This window comes from Alkalinema sp. FACHB-956, from assembly GCF_014697025.1.
Lineage (GTDB): Bacteria > Cyanobacteriota > Cyanobacteriia > Leptolyngbyales > Leptolyngbyaceae > Alkalinema.
The window spans coordinates 125,922-143,956 of record NZ_JACJRC010000006.1 but is presented as its reverse complement, the minus strand read 5'-3'; the positions used below and the strand labels follow the sequence as shown (position 1 = coordinate 143,956).

Annotated in this window: 18 protein-coding genes; 8 read left to right on the top strand and 10 right to left on the bottom strand. The window is 49.4% G+C overall.

Annotation, left to right across the window (positions count from 1 at the left end):
* Positions 1 to 60: 60 nt before the first annotated feature.
* The 3 genes from H6G21_RS09610 to H6G21_RS09600 form a co-directional block, all read right to left on the bottom strand.
* Positions 61 to 975: an HAD-IIB family hydrolase gene (locus tag H6G21_RS09610; protein WP_190573120.1), complete on the bottom strand. Its 915-nt coding sequence runs from the start codon at positions 973 to 975 to the stop codon at positions 61 to 63.
* A 193-nt stretch (positions 976 to 1,168) separates the two neighbouring features.
* On the bottom strand, positions 1,169 to 3,310 hold the full coding sequence (locus H6G21_RS09605; RefSeq protein WP_190573118.1) for an HAD-IIB family hydrolase: 2,142 nt from the start codon (positions 3,308 to 3,310) through the stop codon (positions 1,169 to 1,171).
* A gap of 717 nt (positions 3,311 to 4,027) precedes the next feature.
* Positions 4,028 to 5,134 (bottom strand): two-component regulator propeller domain-containing protein, encoded by a 1,107-nt coding sequence (locus H6G21_RS09600; RefSeq protein WP_190573115.1) that lies wholly within the window; start codon positions 5,132 to 5,134, stop codon positions 4,028 to 4,030.
* Between the two features lie 262 nt (positions 5,135 to 5,396).
* On the opposite strand from H6G21_RS09600, the gene H6G21_RS09595 reads away from it, so the two are divergent.
* The 5 genes from H6G21_RS09595 to H6G21_RS09580 all read left to right on the top strand — a co-directional run bounded on the left by H6G21_RS09595 (position 5,397) and on the right by H6G21_RS09580 (position 9,040).
* Positions 5,397 to 5,987 carry a Uma2 family endonuclease gene (locus H6G21_RS09595; protein WP_190573113.1) on the top strand — a complete coding sequence of 197 codons (591 nt, stop codon included), beginning with the start codon at positions 5,397 to 5,399 and terminating at the stop codon, positions 5,985 to 5,987.
* 476 nt (positions 5,988 to 6,463) lie between these two features.
* On the top strand, positions 6,464 to 6,679 hold the full coding sequence (locus tag H6G21_RS09590; protein ID WP_190573110.1) for a hypothetical protein: 216 nt from the start codon (positions 6,464 to 6,466) through the stop codon (positions 6,677 to 6,679).
* A gap of 100 nt (positions 6,680 to 6,779) precedes the next feature.
* The gene (locus tag H6G21_RS26185) at positions 6,780 to 7,115 is read left to right on the top strand and encodes a phosphotyrosine protein phosphatase (protein ID WP_347278000.1); all 336 of its coding nucleotides are present in this window, start codon (positions 6,780 to 6,782) and stop codon (positions 7,113 to 7,115) included.
* 559 nt (positions 7,116 to 7,674) lie between these two features.
* Positions 7,675 to 8,265 (top strand): HXXEE domain-containing protein, encoded by a 591-nt coding sequence (locus H6G21_RS09585; RefSeq protein WP_190573108.1) that lies wholly within the window; start codon positions 7,675 to 7,677, stop codon positions 8,263 to 8,265.
* A 115-nt stretch (positions 8,266 to 8,380) separates the two neighbouring features.
* On the top strand, positions 8,381 to 9,040 hold the full coding sequence (locus H6G21_RS09580) for a hypothetical protein (protein WP_190573106.1): 660 nt from the start codon (positions 8,381 to 8,383) through the stop codon (positions 9,038 to 9,040).
* A 59-nt stretch (positions 9,041 to 9,099) separates the two neighbouring features.
* Here H6G21_RS09580 and H6G21_RS26180 read toward each other — a convergent pair whose 3' ends face one another.
* Positions 9,100 to 9,261 (bottom strand): aldo/keto reductase, encoded by a 162-nt coding sequence (locus tag H6G21_RS26180; protein ID WP_347278003.1) that lies wholly within the window; start codon positions 9,259 to 9,261, stop codon positions 9,100 to 9,102.
* 1 nt (position 9,262) lies between these two features.
* Here H6G21_RS26180 and H6G21_RS09570 point away from each other — a divergent pair, with 1 nt between their 5' ends.
* The 3 genes from H6G21_RS09570 to H6G21_RS09560 are packed head-to-tail and all read left to right on the top strand — an operon-like array spanning position 9,263 to position 11,604.
* On the top strand, positions 9,263 to 9,838 hold the full coding sequence (locus H6G21_RS09570; protein ID WP_190573101.1) for a hypothetical protein: 576 nt from the start codon (positions 9,263 to 9,265) through the stop codon (positions 9,836 to 9,838).
* Between the two features lie 59 nt (positions 9,839 to 9,897).
* Positions 9,898 to 10,806: a nucleotidyltransferase domain-containing protein gene (locus H6G21_RS09565; protein ID WP_190573099.1), complete on the top strand. Its 909-nt coding sequence runs from the start codon at positions 9,898 to 9,900 to the stop codon at positions 10,804 to 10,806.
* Positions 10,807 to 10,842: 36 nt separating this feature from the next.
* Complete coding sequence (locus tag H6G21_RS09560; RefSeq protein WP_190573097.1) at positions 10,843 to 11,604, top strand: nucleotidyltransferase domain-containing protein; 762 nt, start codon at positions 10,843 to 10,845, stop codon at positions 11,602 to 11,604.
* 109 nt (positions 11,605 to 11,713) lie between these two features.
* Here H6G21_RS09560 and H6G21_RS09555 read toward each other — a convergent pair whose 3' ends face one another.
* The 6 genes from H6G21_RS09555 to acsA all read right to left on the bottom strand — a co-directional run bounded on the left by H6G21_RS09555 (position 11,714) and on the right by acsA (position 17,937).
* Positions 11,714 to 12,454 (bottom strand): Uma2 family endonuclease, encoded by a 741-nt coding sequence (locus H6G21_RS09555; protein ID WP_190573095.1) that lies wholly within the window; start codon positions 12,452 to 12,454, stop codon positions 11,714 to 11,716.
* A gap of 179 nt (positions 12,455 to 12,633) precedes the next feature.
* Entirely contained in the window at positions 12,634 to 12,888 is a 255-nt protein-coding gene (locus H6G21_RS09550; RefSeq protein WP_190573093.1) for an acyl carrier protein, read from the bottom strand.
* 42 nt (positions 12,889 to 12,930) lie between these two features.
* Entirely contained in the window at positions 12,931 to 14,151 is a 1,221-nt protein-coding gene (locus H6G21_RS09545; protein WP_190573091.1) for a dihydrolipoamide acetyltransferase family protein, read from the bottom strand.
* Positions 14,144 to 15,169 carry an alpha-ketoacid dehydrogenase subunit beta gene (locus tag H6G21_RS09540; RefSeq protein ID WP_190573089.1) on the bottom strand — a complete coding sequence of 342 codons (1,026 nt, stop codon included), beginning with the start codon at positions 15,167 to 15,169 and terminating at the stop codon, positions 14,144 to 14,146. The genes H6G21_RS09545 and H6G21_RS09540 overlap by 8 nt, the downstream gene beginning before the upstream one ends.
* A gap of 9 nt (positions 15,170 to 15,178) precedes the next feature.
* Entirely contained in the window at positions 15,179 to 16,186 is a 1,008-nt protein-coding gene (gene pdhA, locus H6G21_RS09535; RefSeq protein WP_190573087.1) for a pyruvate dehydrogenase (acetyl-transferring) E1 component subunit alpha, read from the bottom strand.
* Entirely contained in the window at positions 16,186 to 17,937 is a 1,752-nt protein-coding gene (acsA, locus tag H6G21_RS09530) for an acetate--CoA ligase (protein WP_190573085.1), read from the bottom strand. The genes pdhA and acsA overlap by 1 nt, the downstream gene beginning before the upstream one ends.
* Between the last annotated feature and the right edge of the window lie 98 nt (positions 17,938 to 18,035).

Below are 18,035 nucleotides of genomic sequence, written 5' to 3'. Positions count from 1 at the left end.
CCTTACACAGGCCACGATCGGCGTTTATGCAGGGGCTCGAGCCAGAACCCAAAATTGCACTCAATCTTGCGGTGTGTGGGCTGATCCCGCTTGCTCTCCCGACTCCATCCAACCCGACTCCATCCAACCCGACTCCATCCAAGGTTTAGTCTGGGGATGGTAATGGGCGATTCCTTCCAAAATGCCTGCACTATAGTGACCATTCATGCCCAAAAAATTCCCCTGGGCCAGATAGAAACGATCGAGGGTGGCCTGTTGTTGGGCTTGCCGTCGCGCCTGGTCGATCACATCCTGCGTTGCGTTCGCCACCAGCACCGACGGCACTGCACTGGCCAATACGGGTAAATCATTGCCACTATCCCCAGCAAACACCGTATTGGCGTAATCAAATCCTTGGTGCCGCATCAAAAATTCCACTGCATGTAACTTAGTGGCACGGGCAGGCAGGATATCCAATAGGCCAATTTCTAAAGCCTCATCGATGCTGTAGATCAAACTAGCGGCAATGGTCTGCTCTGCCAAGTGCGCACTGATCCGGTGTTGCAATGCCTCAATGTCCGCATCTACGGGGACGTAATAGCTCAATTTGTAGCGATTTTGTTTTTCCGCTTCTTGTGGGGTTAACTCGGGCAGGCTCAAGGCGTCTAGGAATGGCTGAATGTCTGCGGCGATTAAGCCCCGCCAGTCACCTGCAATTTCCTGTTCCCAGAGATGGGACGGTTCCCAACGATCGGCCTGCACATGGTACAACGTACTGCCCACATCGCCCACCACCCAATTAGGCACCGGGAGTTGATACCGCTCGATCGCAGTGGCGACGGAATCGCGGTGTCTACCACTGACATAGGCTAGGAACACGTCGGGACGGCTGACCAGACGGGCAAAGCGTTCCCGTGCGGTGGGAGATTCAGCCTGCTTGCCATTGGGCAGTAACGTGCGATCGAGATCAGTGCAAATTAATAATCGTTGCATCATGTATATCCTTGCTAATCATCCAACATCAACGCTATCAGTAAACGCTATAAATTAGAAATGCTGTGAATTAGAAACGCTGTGAATTAGAAACGCGATGAATTAGAAATACTACTGCTGAAAATACTATGGGTTAAAAGCTATGGGTTAAAAGCTATGGGTTAAAAGCTATGGGTTAAAAGCTATGGGTTAAAAGCTATAGGTTGAAAAAGTCATAATGCTCGATCGCTTCTAAAATGCCCCAGGCATGTTCACCCTCTGCGAAATAAACGCGATCGGTCTCGTTTAAGAGGGATAACTCTTCCCAATGGCGATTGGCGACGACAACGCCCAAGGTATCGCCCCGTAGCATGTCTTCATCCCCGCCCGATCCCCCATTCACCAAAACCCGCTCCAACGGAATATTCCATTGCCTTGCCACGTAGCGCACTGCCAGCCCTTTGGACGCCCTCGCAGGCACAAAATCCAGGTATTGCCCAAAGGACAGCGTGGTATTGACGGAGAGTTCCTGTTGCCGCAGTAGCGTCAAGATTTCTTCGAGCGGGGGGGCGATATTGGCGTCGTAATAGTAGGACACCTTAAAGCGACTCTGCTCCGTTTTGGGTTGCAGGGCCACGCCCGGTAAGGGGTCAATAATGCGACGGAGGACTTTGGGTGTCCACCAGTGATCGATATGGTGGTTCCAGGCCACATCCGCCTTGAGCTGAGGGGGATAGTAAATCTCGGTGCCTAAACTGGTAATTAAAATGTCAGGAATCGGAATTCCCTGGGTTTTCAGCACTTTCAGAACAGAATCCAAACGCCGCCCAGTGGCAATGCCAAACAAAAACTTACGGTGTTGTTGGCGAACCACTTTGACAAATTCCGCCAGTGCTTCCCCATTACCCACAAGTGTATTGTCGATCGCGGTGAAAATAGCCCGTTTGCGGTATTGACTGCCTTTGGGAATGGCTGGTGATTTGGAGAGGGGCTTGTGCTGAAGAATCAGGGGTTGGATTTTGCTGAGGTAGGCGCGGGCATGGGCATCCCAGGAATAGAATTGAGCCACATTTTTGAGGCCGTTCTGGGAAAACGTTTGCCAGAGTTCCGGGTCTTCTAGGATGGTTAATAACGCTTCCGCGATCGCCTTCTCATTCAACGGGTCAACCAAGAGCCCATTCTGACAATTCCCAATAATATCAACAGGGCCACCATTTTCCGTTGCAACCAAGGGTAAACCGCTGGCCGCTGCTTCCAAGAGCGTTAACCCAAAGGGTTCCGTTAACGCTGGGTTAACAAATATCCCCCCCGAAGCTGCCGCCAATCGGTAAATTTCAGCCACTTCGCCAGGGGCATGGTGTTTGGGCAAGGCCACGCGCCCGTATAGGTTATGACAGTCAATCACTAACAATAATTCGGTTAAAACGTTTTGTGCCCCTTCGTTTAATTCGCGAATATCCTCCCGATTACCTGCAACAATGACTAAATTGGCTAATTCCTGTAACCGGGGCGATTGCCCATAGGCTTCTAATAGGGAAACAATATTTTTACGTTCATCGGGGCGAGAGAGGGCAAGAATAATCGGCTTTTCCGGATGGCTTAGAAATTGCTTGAGAGTTTTCTTGAATTTAACATTAATTGAAGTTTGAGTGCTGGGTGGATAAAACTGTTCTAAGTCAGTCCCTGGTGGAATAATCGCCATTTTATCCGGTGTGTAATAGTCATAGAGTTCATATTGATCTTCAATTTCATTATGGGTACTTGTAATGACTAATTCTGCATTCCCTAAGGTATCTTCCTCGGCACTAATGCGTTGGGGCATATGGTAGCGTTGTTCAATGTCTTCCATGGTCATCCCCAAGGCCAAGAGCCGTCGGCATTTATCCCGCCCCAGGGAATGCCCTGTATGAATCAGGGGTAAGCCGGTTAAATGGGTGAGCCGCACTCCCACGTATCCGGCATCGGCGTAATGGCTATGAATCACGTCTGGCATGCGGGGTTGCTCGTGCAGCCAGGTGAAGAGTCGATCGGCAAAACCATCCAGGTGAGGCCATAGTTCTTCTTTGGGGAGATAGAGATCTGGCCCTGCTTCAATCCGAACAATCTGGGCTTTGTCGGTGAGGGGTTCTAGCTCTTTGGCGTAATCGGGATCAATTGCATCATCTATGATTCGTCGAGTCACTAAATCAACCCGCTCGACATTCGGTTGATTGGCCAGGGCTTTTGCTAATTCAACGACGTATTTTGTTTGTCCTCCAGTATCTGCATCGCGGCCTAATTCCAAATCATGACTCCTAATGAGGCCATGAATACTGATGAGTACAATATAGAGCGGCTTGGCGGAGGTGTATTGAATCATAGGGTATTCTATTCAAGTTTTGAAAGAAAAAAGCGATGCTTCGAGTGCATTATAATTTGACTACACTATAAGTTATTTAAGCCATTTTGAAATGATAACAATATTGTCGGGTTACTATTATTGTTGCGAGATTAAATTGCAATTCAGCTTGAAAAAGCTTGCTCAGAGAAGCTTTCAGCGATTTGTTAAATGATTATTAGCTGGCATCAATCTACTTCTGATGGGATGGAAAAATATTTCTTTAGTATTAAAAGGTTCTCGTAGTAAGTATATTTTTTGACAATTCAGATCACTCACGTTGGAGATTCAGATCTATCTTTGTGGGTACACTTTTTTAAGCTTTTGTTCGGTTTTAATGTGATTTTCTTGATTTTCTTCGGATTAAGTCTAGTCACTCCTGTCCCAGTGATTGACTGATCATTTAGACAAATCACTGACTTTTTTATGATCTCTAATCAAAAATAATTAAAAAAATTGCCGGATGAACGCCCGATCGAATTCTGATCAAACCCCGATCGAATCCCGATCGAATTCTGATCCCCTTGGAATTTGGAGTTCAGCCCTATCTGTTCAGTCCCTATCCGTTTAGCTCTACCCATAGGGCACTGCAAAGCAGAGCGATCCCGCTCTCAGGTCGCTGTCATCCAAGCTGTATGGCTCAGTTTGATCCCTCCGCTGAGGGAGTGTAAGTGAAGGAGCACAAGGCCGAGTTCCGATTTAGCGCAGTCGGATGGGGGTGGGAGATGGGGTCGATCCCTTGGCAAATAAAGCATCATAGGCGCGAGCCCGAAAATCTTTCATACTGACCCAAGCAAGCCCCTCGGTCGTCCCAGCCCAAAGCTTATTGCCTGTATTGGTGACGACAATCAAAACCCGATCGCTGGGCAACCCGGCAATTTGACCTAAAATTTTGCCGTTGTAGGGATTGAGCCGAAATAGCCCACTGCCACTGCCGACCCAGATGGTGCCCCGCTCGTCAAACCGCAGCGATACAATTTCTTTCCCGCGCAGTTGGGTGACCGATCGTAGTATTCGACCTGGCTGCGCTTTGACTTCTAGCAAGCCACTGGGGGTTCCAGCCCAAATTGAGCCATGGTTGTCTGCGGCAACGGTCTGTACGACGCCACCGGGAATTTCTGCGACCGTTTTGATGATTTTGCCCTTGGCGGTATTGATCTGCACCAAGCTTTCTAACGTCCCAACCCAGAGATGCCCGTCTTTGTCCAAGGTCATAGCGTTGGCGCTGACGCCGGGTAAGTCTTGTAGGGTGGTCATGAGGAGCCCTTGGTCAGGACTGATGAGCGCAAGCCCCCGATCGGTGCCGACCCACAGGTAGCCCCGTTTATCCAATTGCAGGGAGAGAACACGGTTGGACGGTAGGGTGATATTTTGGGCGGTGACTTCTTTGGTGCGGGCGTCGATGCGAAATAGCCCTTCTGCGGTTCCCACCCAAATCCGTCCTACTTTGTCTTGGGCGAGGGCTCCGGTGATGGGGTTGGGGATTGAGACGCGGGCCAGAATCCGGCCTGTGTTGGGGTCAATCTGAGTCAGTCCTCCCCAGGTGCCCACCCACAGGAAGCCGCTGTAGTCTCTGAGTAGGGCGGGAACCCGATAGTCGATCGTGGTGGGTTGTTGTTTGGGGACGGGGTTGGGTTTGTCGGCGGGGGGTGGGGCGTCGGGGGGATAGGTGATGATGGGGCGCTGGTCTGCGACCGACCGTCGGTCATCGGTGGGGGCAGCAAGGCCGATCGGGGGGAGTAATAGGAGTGAGAGCGCCCACAGGCTCAGGCCACTGCGTAGGCGTTTGAAGATGAGAGATCCCATAGCTGCCAATCCTCTTTGCACCAAATCACCGTCAAGGATTCTTTATGATACTTGCCAGTCCCGCAGGGGTGACATCAATTCTGGGGAATTCTGGAAAATTTTGGGGTGGGGTGAGGGACGATCGGGGCAAGAAGGGGGTGGGCGCTCAGGGGACTGGACGGTGTTTCTGAAGTCCCCATGGGTGAGAAAACTAGCGATAATGGAATTTAAGTGCGAATGTGACCATAATGTGAGTCCATAGAGGGCGCGACGGTGGCAAGTGATGGCAATTACCCTTCCTCTCCAGCTCGATCTCACCGATGTTCATCTGACGGATGAGCAGTTTTATCAGTTGTGTTTGACGAATCCAGTGTTGAATCTTGAACGGACGGCCCAAGGAGCATTAATTGTTATGTCACCCGTCGGCGGCGATAGCGGCAACCGAGAGGCAGATTACATTATCGATTTGGGGGTGTGGAACCGTCAAACGAAGTTGGGGAAGGTGTTTAGTTCTTCGACGTTGTTTAAGTTGCCGGGTGGGGGCGATCGGTCTCCCGATGCGGCTTGGGTGGAGTTATCACGCTGGCAGGCATTGACGCCGGAACAACGGCAAAAATTTCCACCGATCGCGCCGGATTTTGTAATTGAACTGCGATCGCGGACGGATGATGTGGGGTTGTTGCGGGAGAAGATGGCGGAATATTTGGCGAGTGGGGTGAGGTTGGGTTGGTTAATTAATCCCCAGGAGCAGCAGGTGGAAATTTATCGGTTGGGGGCTGCGGTGGAGGTGCGATCGTTGCCGACGGTGTTGTCGGGGGAATCGGTTTTGCCGGGGTTTGAGTTGGCGGTGGAAATGTTTACCGATGAGGTGTGATTGCAGGGAGTTTGGATTCGACTGTTTGCCTGGGGGCAGAGGACAATTAGAGAGTTTGTACTAAAATTCTACGGACAACAGAAGGTTAATATTTTTTTGCCCGATTACGGTTGACTTGGAGATAGGTTTCTTCGTAAGGTTGTCTTCCATGACGGTTCCATGAACATCCTTCTTTCAATTGGCCTAACGATTGACGATATGGCATGAAGCATGGGGTCGTCGGGATCCTAAAAATTTAGGGCACTACCCACAATTGCGCCAACAACTATGGGTAGCTATTCCCCCTCGCTGAAAACAGCAGCAAGGAGGCTTGATGAGGATTTTAACATCTGACCGAGCCACTCTTGTTTGTGATGTCAAACGGGGTGGCTCTAAATTTTTGGGCTTTCTTCCGCCCTCATCCCCGGCCCTTCTCCCGCAGGAGAAGACAGCAAGATTGTAGTGGGGATGGGATTCACTACAAGGAGAAGCTCAATATGTGTTTTACAGGTTCTAGCGATCGCGGCGATCACTCGATCGAACAGTTGCATCCATACTATCGGTTACAGCTTTTCGGTACTAAGGAAACGGTAGAGTCAATCATTAACCGATTGCATTCGATCGGATTTGTAGACAGGGTGTATTGGGGAAAACCCATGCCTGTACCCGGTGTGGAAGGGGAATGGGTGAGTGTGTTACAGCGGCGTTGGTAAAGGCTGAGGCGTAGGTGTCCCGCAGGTTTGCTGGGGTCGAGTGGACTGCGGACACCGCTGTTACAAGCTTTATGATGACTAGAAAGGTTGTGTATAAAACATGAATCTGCTTTTTGTTTGTAGTGCCAATCAATTGAGAAGTCCAACGGGGGAAGAGGTCTTTAGTCAGTACAAGGGAATCGAGGCAATTGGCTGTGGAACCAATCGCGATTCGGCGACGCCGCTCAGTGGAGATCTGATTGAGTGGGCCGATATTATTTTCGTTATGGAACCGTATCACCGTAATCAGGTGTCGAAGAAGTTCAAGTCATTGCTGAAGGGCAAAAAATTGGTCTGCTTAGACATCCCAGATCATTACCAAAGAATGGACCCAGCTTTAATTAGGCTGCTAGAATCCAAAGTCTCTAAGCACGTACGACTAGAGCGTCATCTATAAATAGCATGCACTTGATGCCCCATTACGTTTTTTTCATGTACGTTGAATGGGAAAGCGTTTGGGACCAAACGTTATACTGACTGCACAGAGAGAAAAGAGCCATCCCAGTCTTCGTATTTCCAGTATTTCAGTTCACGGTTCAGAATTGTGATTATCATAAACACCTTATTGATCTCGTCACCATTGCTTTTATAAATTCGACGCGGACTCATCGATCGAGGCTTTCGCGACATTAATCTGTTCATTTTCCCAGCCTTCGATCGATCGAGATTTCAGCAAAAGTAACTGGCTCATTGCCCCAGAAACCCGTCCACGGAAGCAGCGATAGTGGTCATTGAGAGCGATCGTGCATTTTCTCCCTCATTTGTGTGATGCAAAGTTCGATCGGCTTTTCAGATTGTTTCGTGGGCAGTCGTTTTTCGGCAAAAATCTAGAAAGACTTTATCATTGGCCTAGTGTGACCGATCGTCGCACCTGACTGGCAATGCTAAACTGGTTTCAGCAAAGTCAACTCGTAGCAGGTAAACTTTGCGTTAGGTGTCCCAACCAAGGCACATTCATGCTCAACCGCCTTGTTTCATTCTGGGTCTATGGCGGGGCATTAGCAGCCATACTTCTTTTGCTGCTTTCTCCGCTTCTAGCAAGGAACTGGTCAATGCTGATGCTAGCAACGTTCCTGCATCTGCCCATCTACATGATCCATCAACTCGAGGAACATGATCAGGATCGGTTTAGAACGTTCTTCAACCAGACGATCTGCCAGGGACACGACGCGCTATCCAAAACCGCAGTCTTCGTCACAAATGTGCCTGGTGTGTGGTTGGTGATCACGGCTGCTCTTTACGCTGCGAGTGCAGCACATCCTGGTTGGTGCTTGGTTGCCGTCTACCTCGTTCTGGTCAACGCATTCGTTCACATCGCACATGCCATACTTTTTCGCCGGTATAACCCTGGCCTCGGCACCGCACTCCTTCTCTTCTTGCCTTTGGGATGCTACACCCTTTGGCTCGTCCATCACACCCAATCTGCCACGCTCTTGCACCATGCTGCGGGAGTGACATCGGCTGTCCTAATTCATCTGGCAATACTGCTCCATGTGCAGCGCAGAGTCCGCGACCTCCAACGCCAACAGTCGATAAGCGCTCAGTGACGCCTAACCCCTCGCTCAAGCTGACCCGCTACGGCATGCGCTGTAAGCCCGACAGCTGAGCTCGAACGTTCTACGTTTTTGATTTAAGGTAAGAGCGAAAGGAAAGTTTTTTTACATGCGTTTTTATCAATTGATTTCATTCTGTTTATTGTTCACACAAGTAATTACTTGTAGCTATCCTTCTTCTCAAGGAAATTCAGCTAATCCTGCTCAAAAAGGTGCGGTAATGGCTTCTCAGGAAAAAACTGTGACTCCGTTGTCACCAGCACAAGTCAGTTTTTCTGAGAAAGCTGTTGAACAGAAAGCAATGACTTGGCGGGTTTTACAAAGTTTTGATACTGGTCAAAAGCGTTATGTTTTATTTGGTTCTGATCAATTAACCGATCCATATCAAGGTGATACTAATATTCAAGAATCTCGCGCACTTCTCTGCCTTAAGAAACTCAATCTACCTTTACCTTCAGAGCTACCCCCAACAACAAAAACTCCTGGTGGCGCATTACGGGGTTCTTGGTCTGGTGCAAGAGTAGTGATTATTCCCAAAGTCAAAGGCTCAGAACTCACTTCCCTCGAAATCGCCAATGAACGGTGTCGCTTGGCAGGCTTAAAAACTTGGAAAGAAGATGGTTTTAGGATGGCAGAGTTTCATGATGGCGATCAGGAAGCAGGTTGGGCTGGTTGGGATTTTTGGGCAGAGATTCCGCCTTCACAATGTATTGATAATAGGCGCTATTGGGTATGGATCAATGACCAGCCACCTGCGAATCCTTGGTAATTGAGTGGCATCTTAGTTTTTTCACGTTTCAAGAAGGGGAGCCTTGATTTCACTCAGCGTTAGTCGTCATTTTCAAATGCTTCAGCCCGTTTGACTCGTCCTGTTAGCAATCCTCGACCCAGAGGACAGTAGGGAACAAAACCAATTCCGAATTCTCGCAACGTAGGCAAAACCTTGGTTGCAACCATGCGTTCCCCAAGCGGAGACTCGGACTGAAAGATCGTGCATAACTTCCCGATCGTGGAGCCTAAAGGAAATCAGTCCAACCTTGCCCAGCCGTCCCTCGTTGATATGTTCAAGCCCCACCCGATCCTCAGTCTTGTCACGATCGCGCTCACCCTGTCCCCACTCCCCACCCCGGCGGCAGAAATGACCGATCGGCCCCAACCTCCATCTCCTCCCAGCATCCCTAGCAACGTGCTCCAGACGCCAGACCAACTCCCCACCATCCACACCCGTGCTGAAGTTGAACAATATCAACAGCAACGGGTCAAACTGATCGGGCAATATATCGCAACTCGCCGCAAACCGAATCCCATGAATACCGGGATTGTGGGATTTAAAGGTGATTACATCACTGCAAAAATCATGCTGCAAGATGGCACAGACATTGCAATCAATTCTCCAATGCTAAAACAATCACTGCGATCGGAAAAAGAAGCGCAGCAATACGATCAAAAACAAGTTGAAGTGATTGGTCGCCTGGAAATGCTGGAAAATTCAACGGAAAATCGTCGATCGCAGCTGTATATTGTCCTAGAGAGCATCCATCTACCCCCTGACCAACCTGATTACTAGCCCAATGACGCACCCAATTACTAACTCAATTACGAAACAGTCAGCGGAGGTACTCGCCTATGACCCAAAACCTGACAGGTGTAACCCTCATTGTTCCAGCGGGAACTCAAGTGGTTAGCCAAGTTGCCATTGCCAACCATTGCCTCCGGGGGACAGTCGGCGTCATCACCCAAGTCCCGACCGATGGCAACCATACCTATCGCATCAAATTACCCACCGGTGCAGAAATCAATCTGAAACGCCATGAATTTAGCATTCGCAAACAATTTCAATCCGTAGGCATGACTGATCGCGTTGCTGACTCCGACCTGATGCAATTTGTGATTTATCGCTGTATCATCGGTTCCCGCGCCTACGGTTTGGATGATGAGGCTTCTGATGTCGATCGCCGGGGAATTTATCTCCCCCCTGCCGATTTGCACTGGGCCATGTATGGTGTGCCAGAACAATTGGAAAACAAAGCGAATGAGGAATGCTATTGGGAATTGCAAAAGTTTCTAGTTCTCGCCCTCAAAGCTAATCCCAATGTATTGGAGTGTTTATACTCTCCCCTGGTTGAAACCTGTAACCCGATCGCCGCAGAGTTGTTGGAAATGCGATCGATCTTTCTTTCGCAACTGATTTACCAAACCTACAATAGCTACGTTCTGTCCCAATTTAAAAAGATGGAACAGGACTTACGTAATCAAGGAATGGTGCGGCCTAAACATGCCATGCATTTAATCCGACTGCTGCTTTCAGGCATTACGATTCTGCGAGAAGGTTTTGTTCCGGTGCAAGTGGCCGATCACCGGGAGGCATTGTTGGCGATTAAATACCAGCAAATGTCCTGGGATGCTGTCAATGCATGGCGGTTACAATTGCATGGGGAATTTGATCGGGCCTTTCGCCAAACCCAGCTACCCGAACGGCCAGACTACGATCGGGCCAATGCATTTCTCATCCAAGCACGACGATCGCGGGTTTAAGTTCATAGCAATTAGGTGTTGATCTAGGAGGTTACGATGATCTCGATCGAGGTTCAAGAAAAACTCACCCAAATCGTGGCTTCCCAACCCTATCCCTTGGTGTTCGCCACCGTGAGCGGTGCCCATCTCTATGGCTTTCCTTCCCCGGATTCTGACTACGATCTACGCGGGGTGCATCTGTTGCCCTTGCGGGAACTGGTTGGCTTGCATACAGGCCAAGAAACGATCGAAGTCTCGCAACAGTTGCCCGATTTGGAATTGGATCTTGTGACCCATGAGTTGAAAAAATTTATGGGATTGCTGCTGCGGCGCAATGGCTATGTGTTGGAGCAGTTGCTGTCGCCGTTGGTGATCCATAGTTCCTCAGTGCATGAAGAATTATGTGAGATCGCGCCGGATTGCATCACTCGGCACCACAGTCACCACTACCTCGGATTTGCCCAAACCCAATGGCGACTGTTTAGCCAAGGCAATCCGCTGAAGGTGAAACCTTTGCTGTATGTCTATCGCGTCTTGCTCACGGGAATTCATCTGATGCAAACGGGAGTCGTGGAAGCCAATTTGGTGACTCTGAATCAGCAGTTTCAGTTGGCTTACTTGGATGACTTAATTGCTCAGAAAGTGACGGGCACCGAGAAAGGTGAACTGTCCGCTACCGATTTGGAATTTCACCACCAGGAATTTACGCGATTATTGGCTGAACTGGAAAGTGCCCGCGATCGGAGTCACTTGGCCAATGAACCCACCGCAGAAGCGGAATTAAATGATTTACTGTTACGGGTGCGTTTAGGTTCCTAAATAGAAGCCGTGGATTGCTAGGCAAGAACAATGCTTGGTAATCCACAAAAATGATTTAAGACGAATTTCAAGTTTCAAGAAATCTGTTGTTTTATACGAAATCAGCAGGCTAAACGTCTGATGGGTCAACGCCTAGCTCGCGCAGTTTAGCTGCTAAGCGCTCTGCCCGTTGGTGCTCCTGGTCTGCTCGTTCATCTCCGGTCAAAAGTAAATTTCCAGCACTATCCCACCACCGCAGCCAAGGCAAATTCTGATTGAAAAACACACCCTGCCAAATGCCTAATTCAACGCCTAAATTGGGAATCGGATAATGCCCCCGATCGTTGGGCGACAATTGTTGATAGCGATTACCAATCAGTTCATAGACCTCAACCGACGCCCGATCGACCTCATAAATGGCATAGAACGGAATCCGAATGGCCTGCTCATAGACCCAAAACTTACCCGCTTGCGCTTCGTTATTGTCAAAGGGGGAAGTCCTATCGCGTTCTTCGGTTCCGTCTCCAGACACAAACTGGATCGCGATTAGCGGCGCAATAATTTCCTTCCACATGACATAGGAGCGTCGCCGTTCCCCATCCAGCAAGGGCGCGACATTGGGCACATAAAACCAATCCGGGGCTTCTGCGCCTCGCTCCGGTGGGTCAACCAAGCGCCAATAAATCCCGCAATCCTGACCGATCGCATATTGCCCATCTGGGTGCAATGCCTGCAATACGGGCTGAATGGAACTGGTGAGTAACAAACTCTGAGGATGTTCTTGAAAGTTCTTCACAAAGGTTCCATCGGATTCAGGTAGCTGCTTGTGATCCGGCAGAGACAGTTGGGGTGGTGAGTTGGCGATCGTCATAGCTGTGACTCCACACAAGACAATCCACAGGAATTGTGTTTATTTTAGCGCATTCTTCTCAGTAGGCAGGTATGTCGATCGAGGCCATTCAACCAGACAGCACACTCCATCCCTGGAATTGCGCCTGAAAATGAGCTGTGATACAAAGAGCGATAATTAAACACACGAAATTAAATACACTATGATTGAGCGTGGGCTAAGATGTATTGAGTCATATCATTTAACGTGATCAACTTCCCATAAGCGGTCTCTGGAATCTCAACACCAAATTCCTCATTTACCCCAATCATAAAATTGAGAAAATCGTAGGAATCAATTCCTAGCGTTTCTCGAACATCATCCTCCTGGCCTAAAGCTTCCGGGGAAGAATCCGGAGCAATATTCTTCAAGAGCTTGAAGATGGTTTCCTTAATTTGAATTTCAGTAATGGCCATTTTTTCACCACTCATTTATTAAACAATTATCAATCTGTGTTCTTACAGTTTCTCAACCGCTTGCAGATGTGTGTTGATTGCTTGTAAAAATCTTGCACCAATCATGCCATCGGTTGCACGATGATCCCCTGCCAACGTTGCAGTTAGAACCGGACGAACATCGAGCATGCCTCGTTCTGCCCAAGGCTGCTCAGCAATTTTGCCGAAACCGACTAACGCAACTTGGGGTGGATAGATCACACCGTAGACCTTTTCAACGCCAATATCTCCCAGGCTCGTCAGCGTTATTGTCGCATCAGAGAGTTCTGAACTGCGCAGATGTCCGCCTCTGGTTCGTTCGATCAAGTCGCGCAGGGCTGCCATCAATTCATCAAGGCTTTTGAGATCCGCATGGTGGATTGCAGGTGTGACTAAACCCCCTTGCCGTAAGGAAATCGCAAAACCGATGTGAATGGCTTCTTGGACTTGAAGCTGATCATCTATCCAATATCCATTCAATTCTGGAACGTCGGTTAATGCCTTTGCGACTGCTTTGATCAGCAGAACGACAGGTAAGATACGTTCTTTGATCGATCGCTTCTGATTCTCTGTCTCTAACCATTGCAGTGCATGGCTCATGTCGATCCGAGTTTCTAGATAGTAATGTGGAATCTCACGATTGGAGCGGGACATGGCAGCCGCGATCGCGCGTCGCATTCCGGCCTGAAAATCAGTGGTCGTCGGTTTTGCTTCCGGCGATTTTGCTTCAGGTGGTAGAGCGACTACTTTTTCTGCTGGCTTTGGTTTTGGTTGCAGTTTTTTTGCAGCTTCTTCCACATCCATTTGGTGAATCGCACCATCGGCTCCAGTACCTTTCACTTGGGTTAAGTCCACACCCAATTCAGTTGCTAGCTTACGAGCCAGGGGCGAAACACGCAGGCGTTCTTCTTGGGGGAGTTCCGGTACCGGAATTGTCGGAACTTCGATTGCAGGAGGTGGGCTAGGTTGTTCGCGATCGGTGACCGCGATCGTTTCTTTTTCTGCACCGTCTTCTAATTTCAGTTTCGCCATTGGCGTTCCTACGGGCACTTTAGTATCCGGTGCGAGTAGAAGCTCTTCAACGATGCAGTTTTCAAAGACTTCAATTTCCATGATACCTTTGTCGGTTTCCACATCTGCAATGATGTCACCATGTTTGAGATGATCGCCGGGTTTGACTTTCCATGCGACTAAGGTGCCAGTTCTCATATCTGCCCCTAAACTGGGCATCCGAAATTCAGCCATGTCTCGTCACCATCCTCCGTACTGTATTGACGATCGTGGTTGGTTGGGGCAGTGCAGCTTGTTCTAAATGATTGGCATAGGGAATAGGTACTTCAGCCGCACAGATCCGTTCTACAGGGGCATCTAGGTCATAAAATGCTTTTTCCATAATGCGAGCGCTAATTTCGGCGGAGATGCTGCCACTGCGCCAGCCTTCATCAATAATGACGGCTCGATGGGTTTTAGCAACAGAGTTGAGAAACGTAGTCTCATCGAGGGGACGAAGCACCCGCAAATCAATCACTTCTGCTTCGATCCCTTCTTGGGCGAGAGTTTCTGTGGCTTCGAGGGCTTTAAATAAACTGGCACTGTAGCTGATGAGTGTCACATCCCGACCGACTCGACGAATACAGGCGCGATCGATATCCACTGCGCCCGCAGTGGCAGGCAGTTCGCCTTCCATGTTATAGAGCAAAGTGTTCTCAAAAATCAGCACTGGATCGGGATCTTCCAGGGCGCTCCAAAGCATTCCACGGGCATCTTCGAGAACCGCAGGCGTCAGGACTTTAATTCCAGGAATGTGCGCATACCACCCTTCTAAACTATGGGAGTGCTGTGCTGCTAATTGCTTGCCGCCTCCGGTTCCCATGCGAATGACAAGCGGAATATTAAACAAACCACCGGACATATGCAGATAGGTTGCTGCCGTATTGAGAATTTGATCCGCAGCAAGTAAGCTAAAGTTAACCGTCATCACTTCGACGATCGGACGCATTCCGCCCAGTGCTGCGCCAATTCCGGCTCCAGTAAACCCAGACTCACACAGCGGCGTATCCATAATCTTGTCAGGCCCCAATTCTTGTAACAGCCCTTTTGTCACGCCAAATGCTCCACCATAGCGTCCGACATCTTCCCCCATCAAGAACACGCGATCGTCCTTCAGAATTGACTCTCGAATTGCGTCTCGCACCGCTTCTCGATAGGTTGTCCGAATCATCAGCGGTGAATTATCTGTACTGGTATCAATCCCATAGTTCATGGTGCCCCCCTAGATACTTGGCTCCGAGTAGACAAAGCGAGTTAATTCTTCCACAGGTTCCCAAGTTCCGGCTTCTGCAAACGCGATCGCATGATTGATTTCTTGATGAATTAATTGTTCCATTGCTTCTAAATCCGCATCGCTAATTTTTTCCTGTTCCTTAAGCTGTTGCGTTAGTGTTGCAATTGGACAGCGTTGCTTCCACTGTTCCACTTCTGCCTTTTCTCGATAGAGTTCTGCATCGAACATCGAATGGGCCCGGAACCGATAGGTGGTACATTCTAAGAAGAACGGTTTTCCAGTTTCTCGGATAGCAGTTGCTGCTTTTTGAGCAACTTCCTCAACGGCTAAAACATCCATTCCATCCACTGCCGCGTGATCAATGCCATAACTGGCTGCTTTCTGCACTAGATTCGTGACAGCGTGGGAGTACTTCAGTGCAGTGCCCATCGCATATTGATTGTTTTCGCAAACGAACAGGACAGGAACCTGCCACAATGCGGCTAAATTCATCGATTCATGAAACTCTCCTTCCGCCATTGCACCATCGCCCAAAAAACAGCAGGTAAGCCGTTTTCGATCGAGCTTTTTATCCGCTAAAGCCAGTCCGACAGCTAACGGCAAACCACCCCCAACGATCGCATTCCCACCGTAGAAGCGATGCTCTTTATCAAATAAATGCATTGACCCACCGCGACCGCGACAACAGCCTTCCTGCTTGCCAAACATCTCCGCCATGATGGTGTTCATTGGAATTCCGCGTGCCAGTGCTTGACCATGTTCCCGATAGGTTGCCACGATCGCATCCTCCGGGTTCAAGGCTTGCATCACGCCCACTGCAACTGCTTCTTCGCCGTTGTAGAGATGCAAAAAACCGCGAATTTTCATGTCGCTGTAGAGTTCTGCACACTTGTCCTCAAAGCGGCGAATCCGTAGCATTTGATAGAGAAGGTCGCGCAAGTGTTGATGAGAATTAACCGCAGCAGGTGCTTGTGTCGTCCCATGTTTCTTCTTCATCAGCCCGTCTCCAATGTCGATAGATCGCCTTCGGGTAAACCTAATTCCCGTGCTTTGAGTAATCGGCGCATAATTTTGCCGCTGCGAGTTTTGGGCAACGATTCTTGAAATTCCAACTCCTTTGGCGCAACGGCTGCGCCTAATCTTTGCCGAGCGAATCCTAGGAGTTCTAGTCTGAGCGCTTCACTGGGTTCATGTCCGGGTTTGAGGGCAACAAAGGCTTTGACTAACTCGCCAATCATCGGATTCGGTTTGCCAATCACACCCGCTTCCGCCACGGCGGGATGCTCCATCAAAGCGCTTTCAACCTCAAAAGGCCCCACCATGTGTCCGGAGGTTTTAATGATGTCGTCTTCGCGTCCCACAAACCAGAAGTAGCCATCCTGATCTCGCATGGCTAAATCACCCGTAATGTACCAACCCCCAACAAAGCATTTGCGGTAGCGTTTCTCATCATGGAGATAGCCGCGAAAGATCGAGGGGAAATCCGGTTTTAGAGCTAAGTCTCCATCCACGCCCGGTTGGGTAATTTGCTCGATCGTGCCGTCTTCGTGCCGCCGAACGATCGCGGCTTCTACCCCAGGAATGGGACGACCCATTGAACCCGGACGGATGGGCATAGTGGCATAGTTGGCGATCATGATGCCACCCGTTTCTGTTTGCCACCAGTTATCGTGAATTGGTAAGTCTAACTTTTCCTGTCCCCAAACCACGGCTTCGGGGTTGAGCGGTTCTCCCACACTATGCACGAGTCGCAGATGGCTCAAATCGTATTGCGTTTTCGGGTCTATGTCCAATCGCATCAATCGCCGAATTGCCGTTGGAGCGGTGTACCAAACCGTTACTTTTTGCGTTTCGAGAATGCGATACCAACGATCGGCATCAAACTCTGCTTCGTCAATAATGCTAGTCACGCCGTGGGTCAGCGGTGCAATGATGCCGTAAGATGTTCCCGTGACCCATCCCGGATCAGCCGTACACCAAAAGATGTCGTCAGGGTGTAAATCGAGCACATATTTTGCCGTCATGTAATGGGCATATACCGCTTTGTGAACGTGAATCGCTCCCTTTGGCATTCCGGTGGTACCACTGGTGAAGTGCAACAGTGCCATCTCTTCTGGCTGAGTGGGTGCGATCGCACAATCATCTGCTGCCGCTTGCATCAACTTGGGAAGCGACCAAATTCCCGCTTCTAAATGGTCTTCGATATCGACTAAAAGAATGTGCTGTAACTTCGGCAACTGATCGCGCAATGCAGCTACCTTCTGTTGATAGAGTGCTGCGGTCGTCACTAAGACGGTGGCATCTCCCCGGTTCATGCGTTGATAAATCGGCTCTGGCCCAAAGGCAGAAAAGAGCGGACAAAAAACACTGCCATTTTTCAACGTGCCCAGGGCTGCAATGTAGAGCGCGGGAATGCGTCCTGAGAGGACAAAAACGCGATCGCCTTTGGCCATTCCTAGCGTTTTGAGAACATTCGCGAATTGATTCGTTTGTCTGTTGAGATCGCGATAAGTAAAATCTTGAACGTCCCAGTTCTTTCTCAGAAAGCGCAGGGCAATGTGATTGGCTCGCTGGCCCTTGGCATGACGATCGACGGCAATATCAGCAATATTCAGTCCCTCAATGGTTCCTTTGAGTTCAGCGTCGATCGCGCTCCAGGAAAATGTGTGTCGATTTTCCTCATAGTCTTGTAGATTCGGTTCTACCAACCAATTTTTGAAGGACTTCTCGATCGGACTCCAGCCCATTGTTTCACCTCACTTGTAGGATGAGGGACAGTCATAGCAGTAGATTACTGGGTAATGATGAGGAAGTTGTGAGGATGGGATCGTTAAGTTCTTTGAGG